This window comes from Terrirubrum flagellatum (assembly GCF_022059845.1).
GTDB lineage: Bacteria > Pseudomonadota > Alphaproteobacteria > Rhizobiales > Beijerinckiaceae > Terrirubrum > Terrirubrum flagellatum.
On record NZ_CP091851.1, the window covers coordinates 5282127 to 5305260 of the forward strand.

The 23134-nt window shown below is 64.9% G+C and carries 24 protein-coding genes; 10 read left to right on the forward strand and 14 right to left on the reverse strand.

Features of this window, described 5'->3' with window-relative positions; all coding sequences use genetic code 11:
* Positions 1-9: 9 nt before the first annotated feature.
* From L8F45_RS25745 to L8F45_RS25785, 9 genes are all read right to left on the reverse strand, one after another.
* Positions 10-1437 (reverse strand): coiled-coil domain-containing protein, encoded by a 1428-nt coding sequence (locus tag L8F45_RS25745; RefSeq protein ID WP_342360681.1) that lies wholly within the window; start codon positions 1435-1437, stop codon positions 10-12.
* A gap of 9 nt (positions 1438-1446) precedes the next feature.
* The gene (locus L8F45_RS25750) at positions 1447-2397 is read right to left on the reverse strand and encodes a DUF6384 family protein (protein WP_342360682.1); all 951 of its coding nucleotides are present in this window, start codon (positions 2395-2397) and stop codon (positions 1447-1449) included.
* The gene (locus L8F45_RS25755; RefSeq protein WP_342360683.1) at positions 2397-3569 is read right to left on the reverse strand and encodes a cell surface protein; all 1173 of its coding nucleotides are present in this window, start codon (positions 3567-3569) and stop codon (positions 2397-2399) included. Before L8F45_RS25755 ends, L8F45_RS25750 begins: the two co-directional genes overlap by 1 nt.
* Before the next feature lie 121 nt (positions 3570-3690).
* Positions 3691-5667 carry a potassium transporter Kup gene (locus L8F45_RS25760; RefSeq protein ID WP_342360684.1) on the reverse strand — a complete coding sequence of 659 codons (1977 nt, stop codon included), beginning with the start codon at positions 5665-5667 and terminating at the stop codon, positions 3691-3693.
* A gap of 113 nt (positions 5668-5780) precedes the next feature.
* The gene (gene ispG / locus L8F45_RS25765; protein WP_342360685.1) at positions 5781-7052 is read right to left on the reverse strand and encodes a flavodoxin-dependent (E)-4-hydroxy-3-methylbut-2-enyl-diphosphate synthase; all 1272 of its coding nucleotides are present in this window, start codon (positions 7050-7052) and stop codon (positions 5781-5783) included.
* A 62-nt stretch (positions 7053-7114) separates the two neighbouring features.
* Complete coding sequence (locus L8F45_RS25770) at positions 7115-7657, reverse strand: Fur family transcriptional regulator (protein WP_342360686.1); 543 nt, start codon at positions 7655-7657, stop codon at positions 7115-7117.
* A gap of 49 nt (positions 7658-7706) precedes the next feature.
* Positions 7707-8369 (reverse strand): class I SAM-dependent methyltransferase, encoded by a 663-nt coding sequence (locus tag L8F45_RS25775; protein WP_342360687.1) that lies wholly within the window; start codon positions 8367-8369, stop codon positions 7707-7709.
* Between the two features lie 5 nt (positions 8370-8374).
* Positions 8375-9352 (reverse strand): NADPH:quinone oxidoreductase family protein, encoded by a 978-nt coding sequence (locus tag L8F45_RS25780; RefSeq protein WP_342360688.1) that lies wholly within the window; start codon positions 9350-9352, stop codon positions 8375-8377.
* 102 nt (positions 9353-9454) lie between these two features.
* The gene (locus tag L8F45_RS25785; protein WP_342360689.1) at positions 9455-9730 is read right to left on the reverse strand and encodes a hypothetical protein; all 276 of its coding nucleotides are present in this window, start codon (positions 9728-9730) and stop codon (positions 9455-9457) included.
* 171 nt (positions 9731-9901) lie between these two features.
* On the opposite strand from L8F45_RS25785, the gene L8F45_RS25790 reads away from it, so the two are divergent.
* From L8F45_RS25790 to L8F45_RS25810, 5 genes are read left to right on the forward strand one after another with little or no spacing between them, the layout of a single operon-like run.
* The gene (locus L8F45_RS25790; protein WP_342360690.1) at positions 9902-10348 is read left to right on the forward strand and encodes a hypothetical protein; all 447 of its coding nucleotides are present in this window, start codon (positions 9902-9904) and stop codon (positions 10346-10348) included.
* Positions 10349-10352: 4 nt separating this feature from the next.
* Entirely contained in the window at positions 10353-11012 is a 660-nt protein-coding gene (locus tag L8F45_RS25795) for a ribonuclease T2 family protein (RefSeq protein WP_342360691.1), read from the forward strand.
* A gap of 43 nt (positions 11013-11055) precedes the next feature.
* Positions 11056-11970 (forward strand): 23S rRNA (adenine(2030)-N(6))-methyltransferase RlmJ, encoded by a 915-nt coding sequence (locus L8F45_RS25800; protein ID WP_342360692.1) that lies wholly within the window; start codon positions 11056-11058, stop codon positions 11968-11970.
* Positions 11967-12572 (forward strand): glutathione S-transferase family protein, encoded by a 606-nt coding sequence (locus L8F45_RS25805; RefSeq protein ID WP_342360693.1) that lies wholly within the window; start codon positions 11967-11969, stop codon positions 12570-12572. The genes L8F45_RS25800 and L8F45_RS25805 overlap by 4 nt, the downstream gene beginning before the upstream one ends.
* A gap of 12 nt (positions 12573-12584) precedes the next feature.
* Complete coding sequence (locus tag L8F45_RS25810; RefSeq protein ID WP_342360694.1) at positions 12585-13352, forward strand: SDR family oxidoreductase; 768 nt, start codon at positions 12585-12587, stop codon at positions 13350-13352.
* Here L8F45_RS25810 and pgeF read toward each other — a convergent pair whose 3' ends face one another.
* From pgeF to lgt, 3 genes are read right to left on the reverse strand one after another with little or no spacing between them, the layout of a single operon-like run.
* Complete coding sequence (pgeF, locus tag L8F45_RS25815) at positions 13353-14126, reverse strand: peptidoglycan editing factor PgeF (protein ID WP_342360695.1); 774 nt, start codon at positions 14124-14126, stop codon at positions 13353-13355.
* Positions 14123-15211: a class I SAM-dependent methyltransferase gene (locus L8F45_RS25820; RefSeq protein WP_342360696.1), complete on the reverse strand. Its 1089-nt coding sequence runs from the start codon at positions 15209-15211 to the stop codon at positions 14123-14125. Before L8F45_RS25820 ends, pgeF begins: the two co-directional genes overlap by 4 nt.
* Positions 15208-16044: a prolipoprotein diacylglyceryl transferase gene (gene lgt, locus L8F45_RS25825; protein ID WP_342360697.1), complete on the reverse strand. Its 837-nt coding sequence runs from the start codon at positions 16042-16044 to the stop codon at positions 15208-15210. The genes L8F45_RS25820 and lgt overlap by 4 nt, the downstream gene beginning before the upstream one ends.
* Before the next feature lie 291 nt (positions 16045-16335).
* On the opposite strand from lgt, the gene L8F45_RS25830 reads away from it, so the two are divergent.
* The 3 genes from L8F45_RS25830 (at position 16336) to L8F45_RS25840 (ending at position 18885) form a co-directional block, all read left to right on the forward strand.
* Positions 16336-17154, forward strand: a complete 819-nt coding sequence (locus L8F45_RS25830; protein WP_342363573.1) for a phytanoyl-CoA dioxygenase family protein — start codon at positions 16336-16338, stop codon at positions 17152-17154.
* A 204-nt stretch (positions 17155-17358) separates the two neighbouring features.
* Positions 17359-18057 (forward strand): DUF1013 domain-containing protein, encoded by a 699-nt coding sequence (locus L8F45_RS25835; protein WP_342360698.1) that lies wholly within the window; start codon positions 17359-17361, stop codon positions 18055-18057.
* 36 nt (positions 18058-18093) lie between these two features.
* Positions 18094-18885: an inositol monophosphatase family protein gene (locus tag L8F45_RS25840; protein WP_342360699.1), complete on the forward strand. Its 792-nt coding sequence runs from the start codon at positions 18094-18096 to the stop codon at positions 18883-18885.
* 24 nt (positions 18886-18909) lie between these two features.
* Here L8F45_RS25840 and L8F45_RS25845 read toward each other — a convergent pair whose 3' ends face one another.
* Positions 18910-19956, reverse strand: a complete 1047-nt coding sequence (locus L8F45_RS25845; protein ID WP_342360700.1) for an MBL fold metallo-hydrolase — start codon at positions 19954-19956, stop codon at positions 18910-18912.
* 27 nt (positions 19957-19983) lie between these two features.
* Positions 19984-20649, reverse strand: a complete 666-nt coding sequence (locus L8F45_RS25850) for a peroxiredoxin (RefSeq protein WP_342360701.1) — start codon at positions 20647-20649, stop codon at positions 19984-19986.
* A 355-nt stretch (positions 20650-21004) separates the two neighbouring features.
* On the opposite strand from L8F45_RS25850, the gene L8F45_RS25855 reads away from it, so the two are divergent.
* The gene (locus L8F45_RS25855) at positions 21005-21970 is read left to right on the forward strand and encodes a MotA/TolQ/ExbB proton channel family protein (protein ID WP_342363574.1); all 966 of its coding nucleotides are present in this window, start codon (positions 21005-21007) and stop codon (positions 21968-21970) included.
* Between the two features lies 1 nt (position 21971).
* Positions 21972-22991, forward strand: a complete 1020-nt coding sequence (locus L8F45_RS25860) for a peptidoglycan -binding protein (protein ID WP_425330046.1) — start codon at positions 21972-21974, stop codon at positions 22989-22991.
* Positions 22992-23134 lie beyond the last annotated feature (143 nt).

The window sequence follows — 23134 nt, forward strand, 5'->3', positions numbered from 1 at the left end:
CGCGGTGGTTCAGAAGCTCCCGCCGGTGCGCCAGCCGCCGCCGCTGGGGCGATCGTCGTTCCCGCCGCCCAAAACGCCGCCGAACGATCCGGAATCTCCGCCGATGGGGCCCGGCCATGACGGCGCGCTGCGCCGGCCGCCAAAGTTCGGATCGGATCGCGGTGTTGGAAAATTATAGTTGCCGCGGAAAATATCGTCGAGCGCGCCGCCGCGCACGGCGCCGCTGAGAATGCCGCCGAGAATCTGGCCGAGATCAACGTTGTCGTTCAGCGTGCCCATCGGACTGTCATAGCCTTGGCGCCTCGCCCGATCGCGCGCTCCTTCCAGGTCGGCGCGGCGGCTCGCGGCCTGGCGAATCTGTTCGCGGATACGCGCTGCTTCGTCATTCGCTTTCTGTCGGTCGGAGCGCGCCGCGGCGATGGCGGCGACGGCCCTGTCGTCGGCCTTCGCCGGGGTGCGCGCGGCCTTGTCGTAAAGCTCCTGCAAATCCTCGCGCGTCAGCGCCTCGGTGAGAAAATCGACCGCCTTGTCATAGCCGTCGGCGCCAGTCGTCTGCGCGCGCTCCGCGTCGATGCGGCGCAACTCTGCGGTGTTCGCCTCGACCTCGCCCGCCGCGGCCGTCACCGCCGCCTGCGCAGCGGCGGCCTTCGCTTCGAGAGGCTCGACGCCGCCCGTGACCAGAGCCTGTCGCTCGACATCGGCGACGCGCTGTTTCGCGGCGTCGACGTCCGCCTGTTTCGCGTTGGCGTGCTCGCGCAGGCGCGCCGGAATTTCGCGCAACATCGCGTAGTTCGCGCGCGCGTCGCGGTAGCCGATGAGGCTTGCGACCTTCCGATCGAAGAAACGCACGAAATAACCGCTTTTGTCCTCGCTCTGGTCGTGCTTTTTGCTCCAGAGATACATGAACAGCGGATCGCTTTCGTAAGGCTTCCCCTTCTCCGCGAGATCGGCTTCCGCCGTCGACGCCTTTTTGTCGGCGTTCGCCGCGATCGATTCCGCTGTCGCGATTGCGGCGACCGCGGTCTGCCAGACGGGGTCCGACTTGACGCGCTCGGCGGCCGCATGGCGAAAATCATCGAGCGCGCGCAACGCCTGCGCCAGCTCTTCGTCGCGGTCGTGCTTCGCGGCTTCCGCGCGATCGAGCGCCGCCTGCGTTTTCGCCTGCCGTTCAGCAAGGCCCGCGAGCTTGCGGCGTGCGTCCTCGATCATCGTGAGCGCGCGCTTTTCCGTCGCATCGAGTTCGCCGACGATCTGGCTCTGGGTCATGGCGTCGAGTTTCGCTCGCGCCAGCGCGCGAAAGCCATCGGTTTCGGCCTGCATCAGACGCGCTGCATCCGCGGTCGCCGATTGCAGGGCCTGCCCCAGGCTGCTCTCGTCGGCGCGCGCGCCGCTGATGGCGCGTTCGATGGACAGTAACGCATCACGACCGGTCAACATGCCCCATCCTCACCAGCGGGTGATCCGTCCTTCGAGCGCCTGCATCTTGAAATCGGGTTCGAGATAGCCGCGCTGCTTCTCGGCCATGCGCGTGTTCTGGACAATGCCGTTGCGCGCCTTGTCACTGCGCACGGCGTCGAACGTCTCCTGCGGCACGCGCACTGCGAAGCGGGAGACGGTCTCGGTCTGGTTCGTCTCGTCGTTGCGGATCGGAAGCTTCACCGCCCGTCCCTGCGGATCGACCGCGTCGACGACGACAAAATACGCCCGGCCGCGGAAGCTTGGATGCTCGCGATAGAATCCGGTCTGATCCTCGGGCCGGCCAGCGATGCGCAGCACATATTCCTGGCGCAGCGTCGTGGCGATCCGGTCAAGCTCCGTCAACGCCGCGCGCGCGCCTGGCGCGTCGGCGCGTTCGAGGGCCGCCACGCCTTGCGCGACGACAGCTTCGGCGCGCTGTTTGGCTTCGGGAACCTTTGCTTCGGTCGCGATCGCCTGACGCGCGGCGGCGAGATCGCGCGGCAGCGTCTGCGTCAATTCGATACGCGCGGCGTCCGCTGCGCGCTGCTGCGGCGCGGTGACCGTATAGTGATAGCCGCCGCCTGCGATGCCCAGCGCGGCGAGCGCGCCCGCGGTCCATTTGCCAATCTGGCCGCGTTGCACCCACATGGCGGCGAGCTTGCGTTTGAAGCCCGGCGGCGCCGGCGTGTAGACGAAGCGGCTCTCTTTCAGAGCCTTTACGCCTTGCGCGATGATGCTGTCGGAGACTTCGATGCCCTGACTTCGATAGATTTCCCGCAGCCGCGCGATGAGCTGCTCGTCGCGCGCGTCCTCATCGAACTCCTTCTCGACGAGCCTGTCGCGATGGCGCAGCGTGTCGACCACGTCCATCGCGAGCATGAGATCGTCGAGTTTTGCCGGCGCCGCGACAGGCGCAGCGGCGGGAGCGGCGGCCGACATCAGAGAGGCAGGGCCTTCCCGTCGGCGACGAGCTTGGCGATGCGCTTCTTGCCGTCCTCCACCGCATCGCGGATCTCGGCGGAATTCTGCGTCGACAGTTTGCGCATCTCTTCGATGATCGACTGCGACCGCTCCTGGAAATTGACCACGGAGTCGACGAGCTTCTTCACGGCGTCGGCGCGGATGGTCGGGCCATAGCCCGCCTTGACGGCCGCCTCCTGCACCTTGTCGCCGACTTCCGACAGCGTCTCCAGTGATTTCGATACGCCTTCCTTCATCGCCTCCAACGTCGCCGTCGACTCGTGGAGACCGAACATGCCGGTGAAGGACGCCTTGAGCGCAGTGAGAACGGAGTCGTTGGTGGAGAAGAAGCTGATCGACTGGGCGTAGATGCGCTCCTTGGCGTTGGTCGTCTGCTGCAGGCGCGCCATCACCACTTCCGAGGTGTTGTAGGAGATCGTGAGATTGTCGGAGAGATCCTTCGCGATCTGGTAACGCTTTTCCTCGTCCTGCACGCCGCGGAGCTGCTCATCGCGGGCGAGTTCGAGACGGGCGCGATCCGCGGCTTCGGTCCCGGAGAAGCCCGCGACCTTCTCGGACGCCGCTTTCAGCGTCTCGCGCGCCGCGTCGAGTTTTCCGGTCGCCGTCTTCAGGACTTCGAGCGCGAGGACTTCTGATTGTTTCAAGGCGCCGCGATAATCGGCGTAGGCTTCCAGAATCGTCTGCTCGCGTTTGATCTGATCTTTCGTATCCTTGGTGACGTCGAGATAGACCGCCTTCACTTTGTCGAACCGGTCGGCGATGTCGCCGCGCGACACCTTCATCCAGACATTGGCGGTGCGCTCAAGAAGATCGAGATGATTGTCGGCGAGCTGGTCGACCATGCGCTTGGCGTCGTCGCGGATCGAGTTGAAGCCTTCAGTGATCGTCTTGTAGCGCTCGCCGATCTCCATGCCCGAAATCTGGTCGCGCACGATTTCGTTGAAGACCGAAGCCTGGCCAAGGGTGCGGGCGATGACCTGAACCTTGTCGGGCTCGAGGTTGCTGATCTTGTCGAGGAGATCGTTGATCGGCGCCGGCTCCACCTTGTCCGGCATCAGCCCGACGTCCCTGAGAGCTCCCACCGCCTTGTCGAGATATTGCATCGGCGTCTTCACGACGACGTCATTCATCGCAGCACTCCCTGGCAGGGTTACGTGAGCCGATGTTAACGGAGCGGCAACCGCAGGCAAACTGTCATTCGCAGCCGGAAATCCGACAGCCTGTCGGCTGCGCCGCGCTTTGCGCGAGCGCTCAGACCGTCACCTGCGTGCCGACCTCGACGACGCGGCCGGTGGGAATCTGGAAGAAGTCGGTGGCGTCCGTCGCATTGCGCGCCAGCGCGATGAACATCTTGTCGCGCGTGAGCGACATGCCTGACTGCGCCGCCGGGCGGATCGCGCGTCGCGACAAAAAGAACGAGGTCGACATGATGTCGAACTTGAATCCCTGCTTGCGCAGCGCCGCCAGGCCGCGCGGCACGTTCGGCGATTCCATGTAGCCGAAGGTCAGCTTCACGCGCCAGAAGCCTTCACTGATCGGTTCGATCGAGATGCGCTCGCCGTCCGGCACGCGCGGCGTGTCGGTGGTCTTGATGGTGAGCACGACGTTTTTCTCGTGCAGCACCTTGTTGTGCTTGAGATTGTGGAGCAGCGCGGTCGGCGCCGTTTCAGGATCGCTGGTGAGGAAAACGGCGGTGCCGGAAACCTTGTGCGGCGGGCTCTTCGCCAGCATGCCGACAAGCTCGACCAGCGGCACGTCGGCCTTGCGCGTTTTGGCGAAGAGGATGCGGTTGCCCTTCACCCAGGTCGTCATCAGGAAGATCAGGCCGACGGCGAACAGCACGGGCACGAAGCCGCCCTGGAAGAATTTCAGCAGATTCGCCGAAAGGAACGCGAATTCGATGATCACGAACGGCGCCATGAGAAGCGCCGCGGTCCACCATTTCCACTTCCACACTTTCCAGATCACGACGATCGCAAGCACCGTCGTCACCGTCATGGTGCCGAACACGGAGATGCCATAGGCGTGCGCCAGCGACGAAGACGTCTGGAAGACCAGCACCAATGCGATCACGACGACGCGCAGGATCGAATTTACGCGCGGCATATAAATCTGGCCGTGCTGCGTCTCCGAGGTGTGCCGGATTTCGAGCCGAGGCAGGATGCCGAGCTGGATCGCCTGCTGCGTTAGCGAAAAGGCGCCGGTGATGACGGCCTGGCTGGCGATGATGGTCGCGGCCGTCGCGAGAATGACCAGCGGCAGCAGGAACCAGTCCGGCGCCATCTTGTAGAACGGATCATCGATCGTGGTCGGATTTGACAGGATCAGCGCGCCCTGGCCGAGATAGTTCAACGCGAGAGCAGGGAAAACGACCGTGGCCCATGCGGCCTGAATCGGCTTGCGGCCGAAATGGCCCATATCCGCGTAGAGAGCTTCAGCGCCGGTGACCGCCAGACAGACGGAGCCGAGCACGACCAGCGAAACGCCGGGATGATCAACAAAGAAGCGGACGCTGCGCCAGGGATTGATGGCGGCCAGCACGCGTGGATCATCAAAAATATGCCAGAGGCCAAGCGCACCGATCACTAGGAACCACACCAGCGTGATCGGGCCGAACCAGGCGGCGACTCTCGCAGTGCCGCGGCTTTGCACGCCGAACAGAACGAGCAGGATCACGACCGAGATCCAGATGATGTAATTCGGATTCTTTTCGAACACCGGCGTGACGAGCTTGAGCCCTTCGACCGCGGATAAAACGGAAATCGCCGGCGTGATGACCGCGTCGCCGAAGAACAGCGCCGAACCGGCCATGCCCAGAATGAGAACAGGCAAACGGCGACCGACGACGCGATGGGCGAGCGCAACCAGCGTCAGCGTGCCGCCTTCGCCATTGTTGTCGGCGCGCATCAGAATCATCACATATTTCACCGTGACGATCAGGATGAGCGACCAGAGAATCAGCGAAATGACGCCGATCAGAACTTCCGGCGCCACCGCGGCGGCTTCGCGTCCTTCGCCGGAACCCGTGGCGGCGTTCACCGTCTCGCGAAGCGCGTAAAGCGGGCTGGTGCCGATATCGCCATAGACCACACCGATCGCGCCGAGCGCCAGGGCGGTGACGCTGTGAGCCTCGGGATGATGGGAATGGCCGGCCGGTTTCGGCGCGGGCGCGTGGGCGTCAGGGACCGGGGCGGTCGGCTCGGCCGTCGCGGGGGTGATTTGCCCCATCAGGGCGTCTCCGGGTCCATGTTGCAGTGCGAAAGGGCGGCGTCTCTAGCACGGGCCGGCGAGACGCGACATGCAGGCCGGAGCGCCTGACGCAGGTCCGCCATGCCGCGGGCTCAGGGGGCCTGACCGCCCATTCCGTAACGTCGATCGATGTAGGTCGCGACCATCGCCTTGAATTCAGAGGCGATTCCAGGGCCGCGCAAGGTCGCCGCCTTCTTTCCGTCGATGAAGACGGGGGCCACGGGGCTTTCGCCCGTGCCGGGAAGCGAAATGCCGATGTCAGCATGTTTGGATTCGCCCGGGCCGTTCACAATACACCCCATGACGGCGACATTGAGGTTCTCGACGCCGGGATAGACGCCGCGCCAGCCCGGCATCGAGGCGTGAATCCAACTCTGGATGTCGGAGGCGAGTTCCTGGAACACGGTCGAGGTCGTGCGGCCGCAGCCGGGGCAGGCCGCGACGAGCGGCACGAAGGTGCGGAAGCCCATGGTTTGCAGAAGCTCCTGCGCGACCTTCACTTCAAGGGTGCGGTCGCCGCCGGGCTCGGGTGTGAGGGACACGCGGATCGTGTCGCCGACGCCGTCCTGCAGCAGGATTCCCATGGCGGCGGAAGAGGCGACGATGCCCTTCGATCCCATGCCGGCTTCGGTCAGGCCGAGATGGAGCGCATAGTCGGAGCGGCGCGCAATCTCGCGATAGATCGCGATGAGGTCCTGCACCGCCGACACTTTCGCCGACAGAATGATGCGGTTCTTCGGCAGGCCGAGCTCTTCCGCGCGGCCGGCCGAAAGCAGTGCCGAACGCACCATGGCTTCCCGCGTCACGGCGCGCGCCGAAACCGGACTCGGCGACGATGAATTGATGTCCATGAGCTGCGTCAGCAGCTCCTGATCGAGCGAGCCCCAGTTGGCGCCGATCCTCACCGCCTTGTCATGGCGCGCGGCGATTTCGATAATCTCGGCGAATTGCCGGTCCTTCTTCTCGCCGAAGCCGACATTACCTGGATTGATGCGGTATTTCGCCAGAGCTTCGGCGCAGGCCGGATGCTCCTTCAGCAGCGTGTGGCCGATATAGTGGAAGTCGCCGATCAGCGGCGCGTCGATGCCGATGCGCGCCAGACGATCGCGGATATGCGGCACCGCGGCGGCTGCTTCCTTACGGTCGACGGTGATGCGCACGAGCTCCGAGCCCGCTTGCGCCAGCGCCGCGACCTGCCGCACGGTCGAGTCCACGTCGGCCGTGTCGGTGTTCGTCATCGATTGCACGACGACAGGCGCCGAGCCGCCGACCATGACCTTGCCGACCATCACGCCAACCGTGCGCTGGCGTTCCGCCGGACCGGCATGGGTCGGCGCAATCACGGGATCAGGTATGGCGTTCATCGACCTGCTTGCGTGGAGTTCGCGCGGGCGTCGGCAGTGAGTGGCGGAAGCCGCCGGCCGGGTCAAGCCATGGCGACGGCGGTCGGCGCCGATAGGGAAGGCGCCCGGCAATGGGCGCAACGGCCTGACAATTCGAGCACGCGCGTCTCCGCCGCGAAGCCTTCGTGGCCGATCAGGCTGTTGAGACTCTTGGCGAGGTCGGGACTCGCGATCTCATCGACGCCGCCGCATTGGTCGCAGATCAGGAAGACGACCATTTCGCCCGGCGCATGAAAGTGCGGACAGGCGATGAAGGCGTTGCGGCTGGCGAGCTTGTGGGCGAAGCCCTCCGCGAGCAGAAAGTCGAGCGCGCGATAGACGGTGATCGGCGCCAGGCGGCGCTTGCCGCGCGCGCCGACCATCTCGATCAGGTCGTAGGCGCCGACCGCCTGATGGGTGGCGTAAAGCGCTTCGAGAACGGCGCGCCGGATCGGGGTCAGCCGGACGCCGCGTTGCGCGCACAGCCGCTCGACCTCGGCCAGGGCCTGCGGCGCGCGGCGCGCATGATCATGCGCATGTGAGCAGACCGTCTGCAGCCGGTGCGGATGATCGTGGGAATGATCCATAAGTCCCGTTACCACTCCTGCAGGCGAAACGCACCCGCGCGGCGGAAGCTCACCTGACGAAGCGCCAGACGCTGGCGCGCTTGATCTCGGCGTCCTCCAGCGCCCGCGTGACCGGCACCATATAACTCGCGAGATGTTCGAGCCGCTCCTTTGGCAGATAGGAACGGCCGGGGTCGCCGACCAGCGCCAGCGCGCCGGCGTTGACGCGCTCGCTCAACCAATCCGCGATGCGCGTCGCCATGTCGCGCTCATAAAACACGTCGCCGGCGCAGATGATGTCGGCGTCAGCAGCCGCACCGATCTTGTCGCCGGCCTCGATCGCGATCCTTACTCCATTGACGCTCGCGTTGAGCGCAATCGCCGCAAGTGCGAATTCGTCGATCTCGTTCGCGATCACCGAAGCCGCGCCGGCCTGCGCCGCCGCAATGGCGACCAGACCTGATCCCGATGCGACATCAAACACGCGCTTGCCGCGCACGGTCTCGGGATGATCGAGGATGTAGCGCGCCAGCGCCTGACCGCCGGCCCAGGCGAACGCCCAGAAGGGCGGCGGCAATCCCATCTCGCCAAGTTCTTCCTCGGTCTTCTCCCACAGCGCCGTCGCTTCATCGGCGACATGCAGGCTGATCGACGGCGCATGCGGCGTCGGCGTGAGCCGCGTATGCGCGCGAATGAACGCTTCGCGATCCCGCGTGAGGGTTGAATCGTTCATTCCGCTCAGAAGCGCACCACCAGTTTGCCCTTCGCTTCGCGGCGCGTCAGCACATGCATGGCGTCGGCAATGCGCTCCGGCGGATAGATTTCGCCGACATGCGCGCGCAGGCGTCCCGCCGCAGCCCAATCGAGCAATTGCTGCAAATTCTTTCTGTGTTCGACCGGTTCGCGTTCGGTGAAAGCGCCCCAGAACACGCCGCGCATGTCGCAGCCTTTGAGCAGGAGAAGATTGAGCGGAATTTTCGGAATTTCGCCGCCGGCGAATCCGATCACGAGATAGCGCCCGCGCCACGCCATGGCGCGCACCGCGGGCTCCGCGAGTTTGTCGCCGACGGGATCATAGAGAACATCAACGCCCTTGCCGCCCGTGAGCTCCTTCAGCCTTTTGCCGATATCTTCGCTGGCGTAATTGATCGTCTCGTCCGCGCCATGCTCGCGCGCCAGCGCGAGCTTGTCCTCCGAGGATGCGCAGGCGATCACGCGCGCGCCCATCAGCTTGCCGATCTCGACGGCCGACAATCCCGTGCCGCCGGCGGCGCCGAGCACCGCGAGCGTTTCTCCCGATTTCAGCTCGCCGCGCTGGACGAGCGCATGCATGGAGGTGCCATAGGTGACGAACATGCCGGCGGCGGACTCATCGCTGAGTCCATCAGGAATCGCGACGAGGCGCGTCTGCGGCGCGATCACGCGATCGCGGCAGCAGCCATGGCCGAGAAAGCCGGCGACGCGCTGGCCCACGGAAAATCCTGTCACGCCATCGCCAAGCGCCGCGACCTTGCCGGCGAATTCGGCGCCCGGCGAAAAGGGGAAGGGCGGTTTGATCTGGTACTTGCCCTGAATGATCAGCGTGTCGAAGAAATTCAGCGCGGTCGCGGCGACCTTCACCGCGACTTCGCCGGGTCCCGGCATGGCGTCGGGAATCTGCTCGACGGTCAGCGTTTCGGGCGGTCCATAGGCTTTGCAGAGAATGGCGGTGGCCATGGCCGTCTCCCGGGGACGAGTTGATCTTCGGGAGAGGTAGCCGCCCGAGCGCCTGCGCGCGAGCGTCTTGTGAGGGGCTTTCCCGGATCGGGGATCGTCCGTTCAGAGGCGGGTGAGCCGGCTGCGTTCGTCGACGGCGGCGACGCGGGCCATGTCGAAGAGATAGACGAGGAAGGAGAGATCAGCCTCGCGCGCCAGTTCGGCGAGGCGGAAGGCGTGCTTCTCCAGCGCCTTGCAGGTCTCGATCTGGGAGAGGATGCGGGCTTCGCGCGCCGCCCGCGCCAGTTTCTTGGTTTCCTGCCTGGGATCATCGCCGCTGTTCGCAAGCTGAAGCGGCGGAGCGATTCGCAACTCACCTTCAGGCTTGGGCGCCGGCATGGAGCAATCCGATCACGGGAATCACCATAATCTACGAGATCATAGTCCTATATGCAACTTAAAATATATGCTGTGCAAAAATGCCCTTATAGATCGTAGGAGGGGCGCACGCCGCTTGTCTTGACCCTTTCATGCGCGGCGAGCACTGTGAAATGTCAGGAGATTTCGACCATGCGACGATTCGTTCGTCTGTTTGCGTTTGCGGCTGCGGCGGGCCTCGCCACAATGGCGGTGTCGTCGGCGCGCACCATCATTCCGGCCGAGCAGCGCGATCCGTCTTGGTCGGGCGCGATTCCGGCCTGCGGCGATCCGGCCGTGATCTCCGACGTGCAGCAGCAATTCGCCCAGCGCGAGGACAATTACTGGCGGCTGGGGCTGAGGATTTCGAGCGTCGACCGCATCCGCTCGATCGGCTACCAGCCCTGGGGCGCCGACTATATCCCGCGGCGATTCTGTGTGGCGCGGGCCATCATGTCGGACGGACGCGTGCGCACGCTGAGCTACAACATCATCGAGCGCGGCGCGATCATCGGCTGGAGCTGGGGCACGGAGTGGTGCGTCTCCGGCCTCGATCGCGAATTCTATTTCGCGCCTGACTGCAAGATGGCGCGCCCCTGAGCTGATGCGCGCTTTCCTTATCGCGTCAGGAGTCTGGCTCTCCGTCGCGCTTCCTGCATTTGCGCAGCGCGGCGGCGAACAGCGCGGCGCATCGCCCGGCGATTTCGATTTTTATGTGCTGGCGCTGTCATGGTCGCCGGGCTTCTGTGCGCTCGAAGGCGACCGCAAGGGGCGCGCGCAATGCGACAGCGGCTCCGGCGCGGGCTTCGTACTGCATGGCCTCTGGCCGCAATATGAGCGCGGCTTTCCGACCGAATGCGGCGCCGACCGGCAGCCGACGCGCATCGCCATGGATGCGGCGCGCGGCGTCTATCCCGACGCCGGCCTCGCGCGCTACGAATGGCGCAAGCACGGAACCTGTTCAGGGTTGCCGCCGCAGGGCTACTTCAACGCGGCGCGACAGGCGAAAGAGAGCGTGCGCATTCCCGATCGCTTCCGTGAGCTCAACCGCGATGCGCGCATGGATCCGCGCGAGATCGAACGCGCCTTCGTCGCGGCGAATCCAGGCCTGCGCGCCGACATGATCTCGGTCGCGTGCCAACGCGGCGTGCTGCAGGAAGTGCGCGTCTGCTTTGACAAGTCGCTGAAGGGATTCCGATCGTGCCCGGAAGTCGGCCAGCGCGACTGCCGCGGCGGCGACATCGACGTGCCGGCGATGCGCTGACGTCCTTGTCATCGCAACCGGCGGCGGCCGAAGCGATCAACACATGAACTATCGTCACGCCTTTCACGCCGGCAATTTTGCCGACATCCTCAAGCATCTCACGCTGGCGCGCATTCTCGCGGCGTTGAAGCGCAAGGACGGCGCGTTCCGCATCATCGACACCCATGCCGGCGCCGGCCTCTATGATCTCTCGGGCGACGAGGCGGGGCGCGCCGGCGAATGGCGCGATGGCGTCGCGCGTCTTGATGATGCGCGCATGAGCGATGCGGCCGAGGCGCTTGCCGATGATTTCCGCGCCGCGCTCGCCGATGTCAGGCGCGAGCGTGGCGCTTCGATCTATCCCGGCTCGCCCGAAATCGCGCGCCGGCTGATGCGCGCGCAGGACAAGCTCATTCTGTCAGAGGCGCATATCGGCACGGCCGATGCGTTGCGTGGCGCGATCGGGCGCGACCGGCGCGTCAAGATTCTCCCGCAGGATGGCTGGATCACGCTCAACGCGGTGATCCCGCCGCCGGAGCGTCGCGGCGTCGTCTTGATCGATCCGGCCTTCGAGGATGCTGATGAATTCGCAGTGATCGCGAAAAAGCTGCCGCAGGCGGTCCGCAAATGGCCGACGGGGATTTTCGCGCTCTGGCACCCGATCAAGGATCCCGCCATCGTCGAGCGTTTCATGCGCGCCATGGTTGAAGCCGGAGTTGAAAAGATGCTGCGGGCGGAGCTCGCCGTCGATCGGCCGGAGGCGCGCGGCCTGCCGGCTTGCGGCATGCTGATCGTCAATCCGCCCTTTACGCTGCATGACGAGCTTGAAATCCTGCTGCCGGAGCTGGCGCGGCTCCTCGGCCGCAGCGCGGCGCGCTGGCGCAACGATTGGCTTGCGCCCGAACGCGCCGCGGTGTCATCTGCCGCGCCCGGCGAGGCGAGCGGTTCGCAGGTCCGGCAGGGGAGAAAAGTTCGATGATGATCTTGCGTTCGTCGGCCGCGTCTCCGTTCGGTCGCAAGGTCAAGATCGCGATCGCGCTGCTTGGCCTGACCGATCAGGTCAAGGTCGAGGCGACCGACACGAATGATGCCGGCGATTCGATTCGTCAGCAGAATCCGCTCGGCAAGATTCCTACTCTGGTGCTGGAAAATGGCGCGTCGCTCTATGATTCCCGCGTCATCCTCGAATATCTCGACAGCGTCGCCGGCGGCGGCAAGATCATCCCGAACGGGCCGGCGCGATTTGACGCGCTGGTGTTGCAGGCGCTCGCGGACGGGCTGATGGATGCGGCGCTGCTGCAGGTCTATGAAGGGCGCTATCGCGAAGCCGACAAACATGAGCCGAAATGGCTGACGCATCAGGCCGGCAAGGTGGAGCGCGCGCTCGCCGCGCTGGAGCCCTCGCCGCCTTCGCTGCCGGCGACGCCGCATGTCGGCGTCATCGCGCTCGCCTGCGCGCTCGGCTATCTCGATCTGCGCTTCAACGGAGAATGGCGCAAGGGCCATCCGAATCTGGTGGCGTTCCTCGACAATTTCGCGGGACGCGTGCCGGCGTTCGAAGAGACAAGATTCAAGGGGTGACGCGGGGCGCGCATGAGCGCGGGAATTGATCCGCCCGTCGCATTGGTGACAGGCGCGGCGCGGCGCATCGGGCGCGCGATCGCGCTCCGGCTCGCGCGAGAAGGCTATGCGGTCGCGCTGCATTGCAGCCAGTCGCTTCAGGAAGCCCAGTCTCTGCAGAAATCGATTGAGATTTCGGGCGGCCGCGCGGTCGTTCTGCAGGCCGATCTCGCTGACGCCGATTCCTGCGCGCGGTTGATCTCGGACTGCTTCGACAAGTTCGGTTCGCTTGCGCTGCTCGTCAACAACGCCTCGATCTTCGAAGCCGATGACGCCGAGAGCTTCACGCTGGAAAGCCTGAGCGGCCATCTCGACATTAATCTGCGCGCGCCCTTGCTGCTGGCGCGCGACATGGCGAAGGCGTTGCCCGCGGAGACGAGCGCCTCCGTCGTCAATATCCTCGATCAGCGCGTGGCGAAGCTGACGCCGCAATTCTTCAGCTACACCTTGTCGAAATCGGCGCTGGAGACAGCGACGCATCTGATGGCGCAGAGCCTTGCGCCGCGTCTTCGCGTCAATTCAGTGGCGCCGGGCCCGACCTTCGCCAATATCAGGCAATCGCCGGAGGATTTCGCGGCGCAGGCGGCGGCGACGCCGCTTGGCGAGCCGATCGCCGCCGAAGAGATCGCGGACGCCGTGATCTATCTCGCCAACGCGCGCAGCGTCACGGGCCAGACGATCTTCGTCGACGCCGGCCAGCGGCTTGCGTGGAAAACCATCGACGTCGCCGGCAGTGAATGATCAGAATACCGCGATCGCCGAGATGAGCCGGCCATAATCTGGTTCGTTGCAATGCACCGAGCGCCGATAACTGTAGAAAAGTTCTTCGTTCGCATAGGTGTCGGATGCGAAATTGACAGCCGTCACGCCAGTCCGCTCCAGCCGCATGATGATGAAAGCGGGCAGGTCGAACATGGCGTGCCCTTCCTTTTGCGAGGGAGAGAAGAAGCGCAGGAACGCCGCATCGCTTTCTCGAAAGCGCGCGACGAATTCGGGGCCGACCTCATAGCTCTTCGGTCCGATCGTGGGGCCAAGCACCGCGACGATGTCCTCGCGTTGCGCGCCGAGTTTCTCCATGGCGGCGATCGTGTTTTCGAGAACGCCGGTGAAGGCGCCTTTCCAGCCGGCATGCGCCGCGCCGACGACGCGCCGCCTGCGATCAGCGAACAGCACCGGCCCGCAATCCGCATGCGCGACGCCGATCGCAATCCCCGGCGTCGTCGTCACCATCGCGTCCGCCTTCGGACGTTCGCCGGGATGCTGGCGCTCGACTACGATTACATCAGGCGAATGCACCTGATGCACGGTCACAAGACGGTTTTCGGCGACGCCCAGCGCGCGGCACATGCGCGCGCGATTCTCCAGCACATGCTCGCGCTCGTCGTTCGAACCGATGCCGCCATTGAGGGAGGCAAAAATGCCGCCTGAGACGCCGCCTTGCCGTGTGAAGAAAGCGTGCCGCAGATGCGCGATTTCGGTGAGCTCCGGCGCGGAAATGAAGACGGCGTCGGTCATTGCGGCTCCTGATCGAATCCCGGAAGCGCCGGCAGGTTCGGAGTCCTGATGGCGAGAACTCTAAACAGTCTGCCCATCGCCCGTTTGTTTTTCGTATCCGTCAGGCGCGCCATGCCGGCCGCGAGCATGATCTTCTGGTCGTCGGTCGCGCGGCGCGCCAGCGCAGCGGCGCGCGTCGCGATGCCCATCGCATGAAGAAAGGCGGCCTGTGTGACAGGTCCCTGCGTCGCCGCGCCGGCCTTGCGAGCGGCTTCGCCAAGCGCCGCGAAGTTCACATGGGCGGTGAGATCGGCTTCGCCTGGCGTTGAGAAAACATCGACATATTGATGCGCCTTCATCGCCTGCAGCGTATCGCCCAAGCCATCGAAGGCGTGGCCGTAATCGATGAAGAGCGCCGCCCCGCCATCCGCGACAAGGCGCGTCGACAGCGACTCGATGATCGCGAGCGAGGTCGGCGACGTCTCCATGATCGCGCCAGGGGGCGCTTCATCACGACCTGTAATTTCAGTGAGTTCGCCCGGCGTAAATTGCAGGCGGCCCTCGTCGTCGCAGCCGATGCGGCGTTCGCGCCAGCCATCCTCGTTGCGCAGATATTGCCGGATCGGCAGCGCGTCGAAGAATTCGTTGGCGACGATAATGAGAGGCGCGCGCGGCAACGCATCAATCGTCTCATGCCATGAGATCGGCGCCGGCGCGCCGACCAGAGCCGCCTGCTGCATCTCGCGCAATGTCGGGCTCGTTTCGACGAGATGAACCCGCGCCGCATTGGTCATCCCGGGCAGCGCGCGCAACGCCCGCAGCGCATCGCTCATCAGCGTTCCGCGGCCAGGTCCCAGCTCGACGAGATGAATTTCCGCTGGAGCGCCCATCGCGCGCCAGACAGTCGCCATCCAGACGCCGATCAGTTCGCCGAACATCTGGGAAATGTCGGGCGAGGTGATGAAGTCGCCCCGCGCGCCGAACGGCTGGCGCGTCATGTAGTAGCCATGCTCGGGGTCGGCGAGGCACAGCTCCATGTAGCGGTCGAGGCCGATCGGGCCGTCGCGGCGGATGAGTTCGACGATGCGGCGGTGAAGCGGCGTCACGAGGCCGTGGCGGTGAGGGGCGCCGGCCGCGAGCGCAGGATCAGCCAGAGCCCGAGGAGAAGGAGCGGCAACGACAGCAGCATGCCCATGGTGAGCCAGCCGCCGAACAGGAAGCCGAGCTGCACATCAGGTTCGCGGAAAGTCTCGCAGAAGGTGCGCGCCAGCGCATAGCCGACGCCGAACAGTCCGGCGACGAAGCCGGGCCGCTTGAAGCCGCCGGCGCGAATCACGAAAGCGAGCACGATGAAGAGCAGGACGCCCTCGGTCAGCGCTTCATAGATCTGGCTGGGATGGCGTGGCGAGGGGCCGCCATGGGGAAAGGCCATGGCCCAGGGGACATCGCTCGGCCGACCCCACAATTCGCCATTGATGAAGTTGGCGATGCGGCCAAGGAAGAGACCGACCGGCGCGACAGCGCAGGCGACGTCGAGCGTCGAAAGGAGCGGCCAATTGTTGCGGCGGCAATAAAGAACAATTGCAAGGCCGCAGCCGGCGAGCCCGCCATGAAACGACATGCCGCCGCGCCAGACCGCGAAGGCTTCCAGCGGGTTCGCGAGATATTCGGCGGAATTGTAGAACAGCACATAGGCCAGCCGCCCGCCGGCGACGACGCCGATGGCGCACCACACCAGCATGTCGTCGAGCCTGTCAGGATCGGGGCGCGGCTGGGTTTTCGCCCACAGAGCGTCGGTCGCGGCGAGACGGCGCGCATAGAACCAGCCGCCGATCAGCCCCACGACATAGGCGAGCGCATACCAGCGGATCGCGAAAGGCCCGATTTCGATCAGAATCGGATCGATCTGCGGGAAGGCGAGGGCGAGGACGGGCTGCATCGGCGGGCCGGAATGGCCCCGCGAGCGCGGTCCGTCAAGCGGGCGCGGCGCAACGGATCGTCCGTGGCGGCCGTTGCTGTTTTGGAATGGTGGCGCTAATTTTGTGCTGTCATGATGATCCGCGCTTTCAACATCGCCTCTGTCTTCTTCCTGAGCCGCTGACGGCCTCGCTTTCGAGCGAGCGGAAGAGCCGCTGCGTCACGGTCGATTCGCCGGACGCAGTTCGATGGATCATACGGCCGCGCCATTTCCATTCAGAACGCTGCGTTCGGCCAGACGACGGTGAGCATCATGACTTATGGCGATTATCCCACCTCGCGCACGCTCAGCGGCAAGCAAGTGGAGCAGTTCATCCGGGATGGATTCGTTCGGATCGATCACGCTTTTCCGCGCGAGTTGGCGGAGGAATGTCGCGCCATTCTTTGGCGAGACATTCCCTGCGACGCCAACAATCCGACGACGTGGACGCGGCCGGTCGTCCGGCTTGGCTGGTATGGGCAGGAGCCGTTCAAGAAGGCCGTGAACGCGCCGGCCGTCTGCGCCGCTATCGACCAACTCGTCGGCAAGGGGCGGTGGTCCCCGCGCAATGATCTCGGGGCATTTCCGGTGCGTTTTCCGCACCCGTATGATCCCGGCGACGCCGGATGGCATGTCGATCTCAGCTTCCCAGGCGACGATTGCGATCCCAGCGAGCGCAACGATTTCTCTGCATGGCGGGTGAATGTCGCCTCGCGAGGCCGCGCGCTCCTGATGCTGTTCCTCTTTTCCGATGTCGGTCCGCTGGACGCGCCGACCCGGATCAGGGTCGGCTCGCATCTGGATATGGCGCGCTATCTTGCGCCTGCCGGGGAGGCAGGCCGGTCCCGGATGGAGCTGGATGACATGGGAGCTGATCGGTCCGAGGCGCTGGCCGCGGGAGAGGCGGGGACGGTCTATCTCTGCCATCCGTTCCTCGTCCATGCGGCGCAGGCCCATCGCGGATCGACGCCGCGCTTCATGGCGCAGCCGTCTCTGGGGCTCCGAGAACCCTACCGGCTGGAGCGGGAAGGAGGCGATTACTCGCCAGTGGAGATCGCAATACGGCGTGCGTTGGCGGAGATCGCTCGGTAGCCAGCCGATATCTCGCCTGAGACGGCGGCCGGCCATGCCGGCGCCTGTTTCGTTTGCGCCCGTCCGCCCCTTCGGCTATAGGCGCGCCATCCCAGAACATCAGTGATGATCGGGATGGCCGGCCGGGGAGGCCGGCCTGACCATGAGAGATTTTGCCCGGACGCTTCCCGAGCGCCGGCCGCAGCCGAGAGGGATTTTCGCCCCATGACGACCGGCCCCCTGATGCCCAAGGCCACTGCAGTATGGCTGGTGGACAACACCGCGCTTACCTTCGAGCAGATCGCGGCCTTCTGCGGCCTGCACCCGCTGGAGGTGAAGGGCATCGCCGACGGCGAGGTCGCAGCCGGCATCAAGGGCCTCGATCCCGTCACGTCAGGCCAGCTCACCCGCGAGGAGCTCGCGCGCGCCGAGAAGGATTCGGGCGTGCGCCTCAAGGTGCTGGCGCCCAAGGTCGCGGTGCCCGCTCCCTCCACCAGCCGCAAGGGACCGCGCTACACGCCGCTGTCGCGTCGTCAGGACCGGCCGAACGCCATCCTCTGGCTGGTGCGCAACCATCCCGAACTGAAAGACGCGCAGATCATGCGTCTTGTCGGCACGACCAAATCGACCATCGCGCAAATCCGCGATCGCACCCACTGGAACGCCGCTCAGCTTCAGCCGATGGACCCGGTGACGCTCGGCCTCTGCTCGCAGATCGATCTCGATTTCGAGGTGGCGCGCGCCGCCAAGGAGAAGCCAGCCCCGATGGAGACCGGCGCCCGTCTTCTGCCGGCGGAGTCGACCACCGCGAAGCCGGCCGCGCCGGCGGAAAGCTCGTCGCCGCGTCGTGAAGCCGACATCGACGCCGACGCGGTGTTCGCCAACATCAATCAGGGCCGCCGTTCCGACGCCGACGCCGAATAATCCATTTCGCTGCACGATTCGACGTCTGGTCTCGCCATGATCCGCACGCCCGTCATGACCGTGATGATCGACGCCGCCACCAAGGCGTCGCGTTCGCTCAAGCGCGACTTCGGCGAGATCGAGAATCTTCAGGTGTCGATGAAGGGGCCGGGCGATTTCGTCTCGGCCGCCGACAAGAAGGCCGAGAAGATCATCTTCGAATCCCTGTCGAAGGCGCGGCCCGGCTATGGTTTCGTGATGGAGGAGTCGGGCGTCGTCGAAGGCAGCGATCAGAGCCATCGCTGGCATATCGATCCGCTCGACGGCACCACCAATTTCCTGCACGCGATCCCGCACGCGGCGATCTCGATCGCGCTGGAGCGCGATGGCGCTCTCGTCGCCGGCGTGGTCTATGACTTCATCAAGGAAGAGCTGTTCATCGGCGAGAAGGGGCAGGGCGCCTATCTCAACAACCGGCGCATCCGCGTGTCGGCGCGACGGTCGAGCGCGGAAGCGTTGATCGGCACCGGCATTCCCCATATCGGCAAGGGCGGCCACGCCGAATCGCAGCGCGAGATCGCGCAGGCGATGCTGACATTCCAGAATGTGCGCCGCATGGGCGCCGCGGCGCTCGATCTCGCCTATGTCGCCTGCGGCCGCTTCGACGGCTTCTGGGAGCGCAAGCTCAATTCATGGGACATCGCGGCCGGCGCGCTGATCGTGCGCGAGGCCGGCGGCTTCATCAGCAATATGAAGGGCGGCGAATTCACCGTCGACACGACTGACGTCTGCGCCGGCAATGAAGCCATTCATCTGGCTCTGCTCGCGGCGCTCAAGAAGGCCGCATAGCGCTTCGCTGACGACCGGCCGTCGTCAACCATTTATCTGCACAAGCGGCGCGTTAGCCTTCTTCCAGGCGCCGAGCCCGCCATGGATGTGGCAGGCGGATGCGATGCCGGCGTCCTGCGCCGCCTGAACCGCCATCGCCGACCGCTCGCCATAGGCGCAGTAGAAGATGATGCGTTTTCCCGTCGACTGCGCCAGCTCATAGAGCAGACCGCCGGGGCGGACATTTTCGTTCAACTCGTTGTAGGGCGCGTGTAGCGAGCCCGGAATGACGCCGTGCCGCTCGCGCTCGCGCGGCTCGCGCAGATCGACCAGCGCCACGTCGCGCCGTTCGAGCAATGGAATCGCATCGGCGGGTGAGACAGCCCAGCCGCGATGCTCGATCTCCTCCTGTGACAGGCCCATGCGCAGATTCGCGGGAACCGCGACATCCATCATCTTGGGGTTGGGCAACTTCAGATTGTTCATGAGGTCGACATATTCGTCCATCGACTTCACCTGCAGGCGCGGATTGAACGCCCGCTCTTCGCCAATCGTGCTGACTGTTTCGCCCTTGTAGTCGTGCGCCGGGAAAACCATCGTCTCGTCGGGCAGCTTCAACAGCTTGCCGAACAGCGACTGATATTGCGCGCGCGGATCGCCATTCTGGAAATCGGTGCGGCCGGTGCCACGGATCAACAGCGTGTCGCCGGTGAAGACGCGGTCCTTCAGCAGGAAGCTGTAGGAATCGTCGGTGTGGCCTGGCGTGTAGAGCACGTCGAGCGCGACGCCCTCGATCTCCACCTTGTCGCCTTCAGTGACGCGCATCGAGACGACATCGACGCCGCTATGCTCGCCCATGACCGTGACGCAATGGGTGCGGTCGCGCAGCGCGCCAAGGCCAGTGACATGGTCGGCGTGGACGTGAGTGTCGACGGCCTTCACGAGCCTGAGATCAAGTTCGCGCATGAGCTGGAGATAGCGATCCACTTTCTCCAGCACGGGATCAATGATCAGCGCCTCGCCGCCGCGACGGCTGGCAAGGAGGTAGCTGTAGGTGCCTGAGGTCTGATCGAAGAGCTGTCGAAAGATCATGGCGGAGCCCCTCTGATCAGATGAGGATCAGGACTGGCCGGGCTGCGGCACGATTCTGATGTAGGGTTTCGGCGCGCGCCAGCCTGCGGGATAGATTTTCTTGGCGTCATCGTCCGAAACCGAACCGGCGATGATGACGTCGTCGCCCTGCTTCCAGTTCACCGGCGTCGCGACGCGATGCTTGGCGGTGAGCTGCAAGGAATCGATGACGCGCAACACCTCATCGAAATTGCGGCCTGTCGTCATGGGATAGACGAGGATCAGCTTGATCTTCTTGTCCGGTCCGATGACGAACACGTTGCGCACCGTCTGGTTGTCCATGGGCGTCCGCTTCGAGGCGTCGCCTGACGCCGCCGCTGGCAGCATGCCCCAGGTCTTCGAGATGCTGAGATCGGTGTCGCCGATCATGGGATAATTCGGCGCGGCGCCTTGCGTCTCCTCGATGTCGCGCGCCCAGCGGCCGTGATTGTCGACGGGATCGACGCTGAGCCCAATGATCTTCACGTTGCGCTTGTCGAAGTCCGGTTTGATCTTCGCCATATAGCCAAGCTCGGTGGTGCAGACCGGCGTGAAATCCTTGGGGTGCGAGAACAGCACGCACCAGGAATCGCCGATCCAGTCATGGAAGCGGATGGTTCCTTGCGTGGTTTCGGCCGTGAAGTCGGGAGCGAGATCGCCGATTTGGAGTGTCATGTTCGTCCCCTCATTGTTTCGCCTTGTGGCGATGTAAAAAGCTCAATCGATTTCGCGATATCTCGATCTTAAATTCGCGCGGCCATTCATCGATCCCCGCGAGGCGCGCCGACCTGATTAATTTCCCGGATTTGTCGCCGGCTACGCTTGCGGCCGCGCGTCGGCAGGCCGTTCAAAAGCGAGCATTTGGCCGGGTCGGCGCCTTGTCAAGACGATCAATCGATCCGCCACTTGCGCGCGCGGGCGGCCCGTCCGAACATGCCCTCGCGGACGGTTTGGAGAGGCTGCGCCCGTGAGCGGTTACGACGATCTGGAAGGCCAGCGGCTGACGCCGCCGCGCATCCATCTGGTGCGGATGGCCGTCTTCGTGATCCTCGCCGCTTTCGTCGGCTTGATCCTGCAGCGGCCGATCGTCTCCGCCTTTTTGTACAATCCTGGCCTCAACGGTCTGATCGCGGCGGTGCTGTTGATCGGCATCATTCTCGCAGTGCGGCAGACCGTCCGGCTGTTCCGCGAAGTGCGCTGGGTGAATTCGCTGCGCCGCGCCTCCGACAGCGACCGCCAACCCAAGCCGCCGGTGCTGCTCGCGCCGATGATGGCGCTGCTTGGCGACGCCGCCGGCCGCACGCCGATCTCCACCGGCACGCTGCGGGCGGTGCTCGATTCGCTGGAGGCGCGCCTCGACGAGGGGCGTGACATCCTCCGCTATCTCACAGGCCTGCTCGTCTTCCTCGGACTGCTCGGCACGTTCTGGGGTCTGATCGATACGGTCGGTTCGATCGGCAAGGTGATCGCCTCCATGCGCACCGGCGGTGAAGCCGGCGCGCTGTTCGATGAATTGAAGACAGGCCTCGCCTCGCCGCTCGGCGGCATGGGCATCTCATTTTCGTCCTCGCTGTTCGGCCTCGCCGGTTCGCTGATCCTCGGCTTCCTCGATCTCCAGGCCGGGCAGGCGCAAAATCGCTTCGCCAACGAGTTGGAGGAGTGGCTGGCGCGCAGCGCGGTTGATTCGACGCCGCGCACGTCGGAGCCGACCGTGATCGCCGGCGTGACAGCGCCCGCCTTCGCCGCCGCCGTTCCACAAGGCATGGCCGATCTCAAGCCGACGCTCGACCGGTTGCAGGCGACGCTGGCCGATCTCTCCACCAGCCGTTCGGCGACGCAGGCGCTCGCCAATCTGGCCGAAGGCATCCAGGGCCTCGTGCATCACATGCGCAATGAGCAGCAGATGATCCGCGATTGGGTTGACGCCCAGGCCGAACAGCAGCGCGACATGAAGGCGCTGCTGGAGAGGCTGGCGCGCGAACATCAGCGGAGTTGAACTGATGGCGTCCGCGTCCCGCCGCCGCTCCGGCGGCATGGATTACTGGCCGGGCTTCGTCGACGCGCTCTCGACGCTGCTGCTCGCGATCATCTTCGTGCTCTCGGTCTTCGTCATGGGCCAGTTCCTGCTCAGCCAGGAGATCGCGGGCCGCGACACGGCGCTGCAACGCCTGCAACGCCAACTCTCGGAACTGACCGATATGCTGGCGCTGGAGCGCGCCGGCAAGAAATCGCTCGAAGACAGTCTCGGCCTCGCCAACATCACGCTCAATGCGGCTGATGTGGCGCGCAAGCGGCTTGAGGAGCAGCTTGCCACCGGCGGCGACGCGGCGGCCGCGGCGAACACGGCGCAGCGCGCGCTCCTCGACGAAAAGCAGATCACCCAGCGGGCGCTGGCGCAGATCGAGACATTGAATCAGCAGATGGCGGCGTTGCGCCGGCAGATCTCCGCGCTCGAGGAGGCGCTCGGCGCAAGCGAGAACAAGGAGAAGGAAAGTCAGACGCGCATCGCCGATCTCGGCCTGCGGCTCAATGTGGCGTTGGCGCAGCGCGTGCAGGAATTGACGCGCTATCGTTCTGAATTCTTCGGACGCATGCGCGAGATCATCGGCGCCAGGCCCGATATCCGCGTGGTTGGCGATCGCTTCGTGTTCCAGTCGGAAGTGTTCTTCGATCTCGGCCAGGCGCAATTGAAGCAGGCCGGCATGCCGGAGCTCGACAAGCTCGCCTCGACCATCGCCGATCTCGCACGCGAAATTCCGCCAGATGTGAACTGGATTTTGCGCGTCGACGGACACACCGATTCGCGGCCGCTGTCGGGAACGGGTCAGTTCAAGTCGAACTGGGATCTCTCGACCGCGCGCGCCGTGTCGGTCGTGCAATATCTCGTCAGCAAAGGCATTCCCGCGAACCATATCGCCGCGACGGGTTTTGGCGAGTTCCAGCCGCTGGAGCTTGGAACCGATGATGATTCAAACCGCCGCAACCGCCGCATCGAGTTCAAGCTGACGGAGAGGTGATTCTTCTGTCCCCGGTTCCATGTAGCGAGGCGAAGCCGAGCGGAATGGAGACCGGGGTCCAGCGAAGAATTGCGAGCGAAGCGAGCGCGACTATTTCCCCGATGAGGAAGCGCGCCGACGGCGCGGCTTGTTCTCCGGACCCC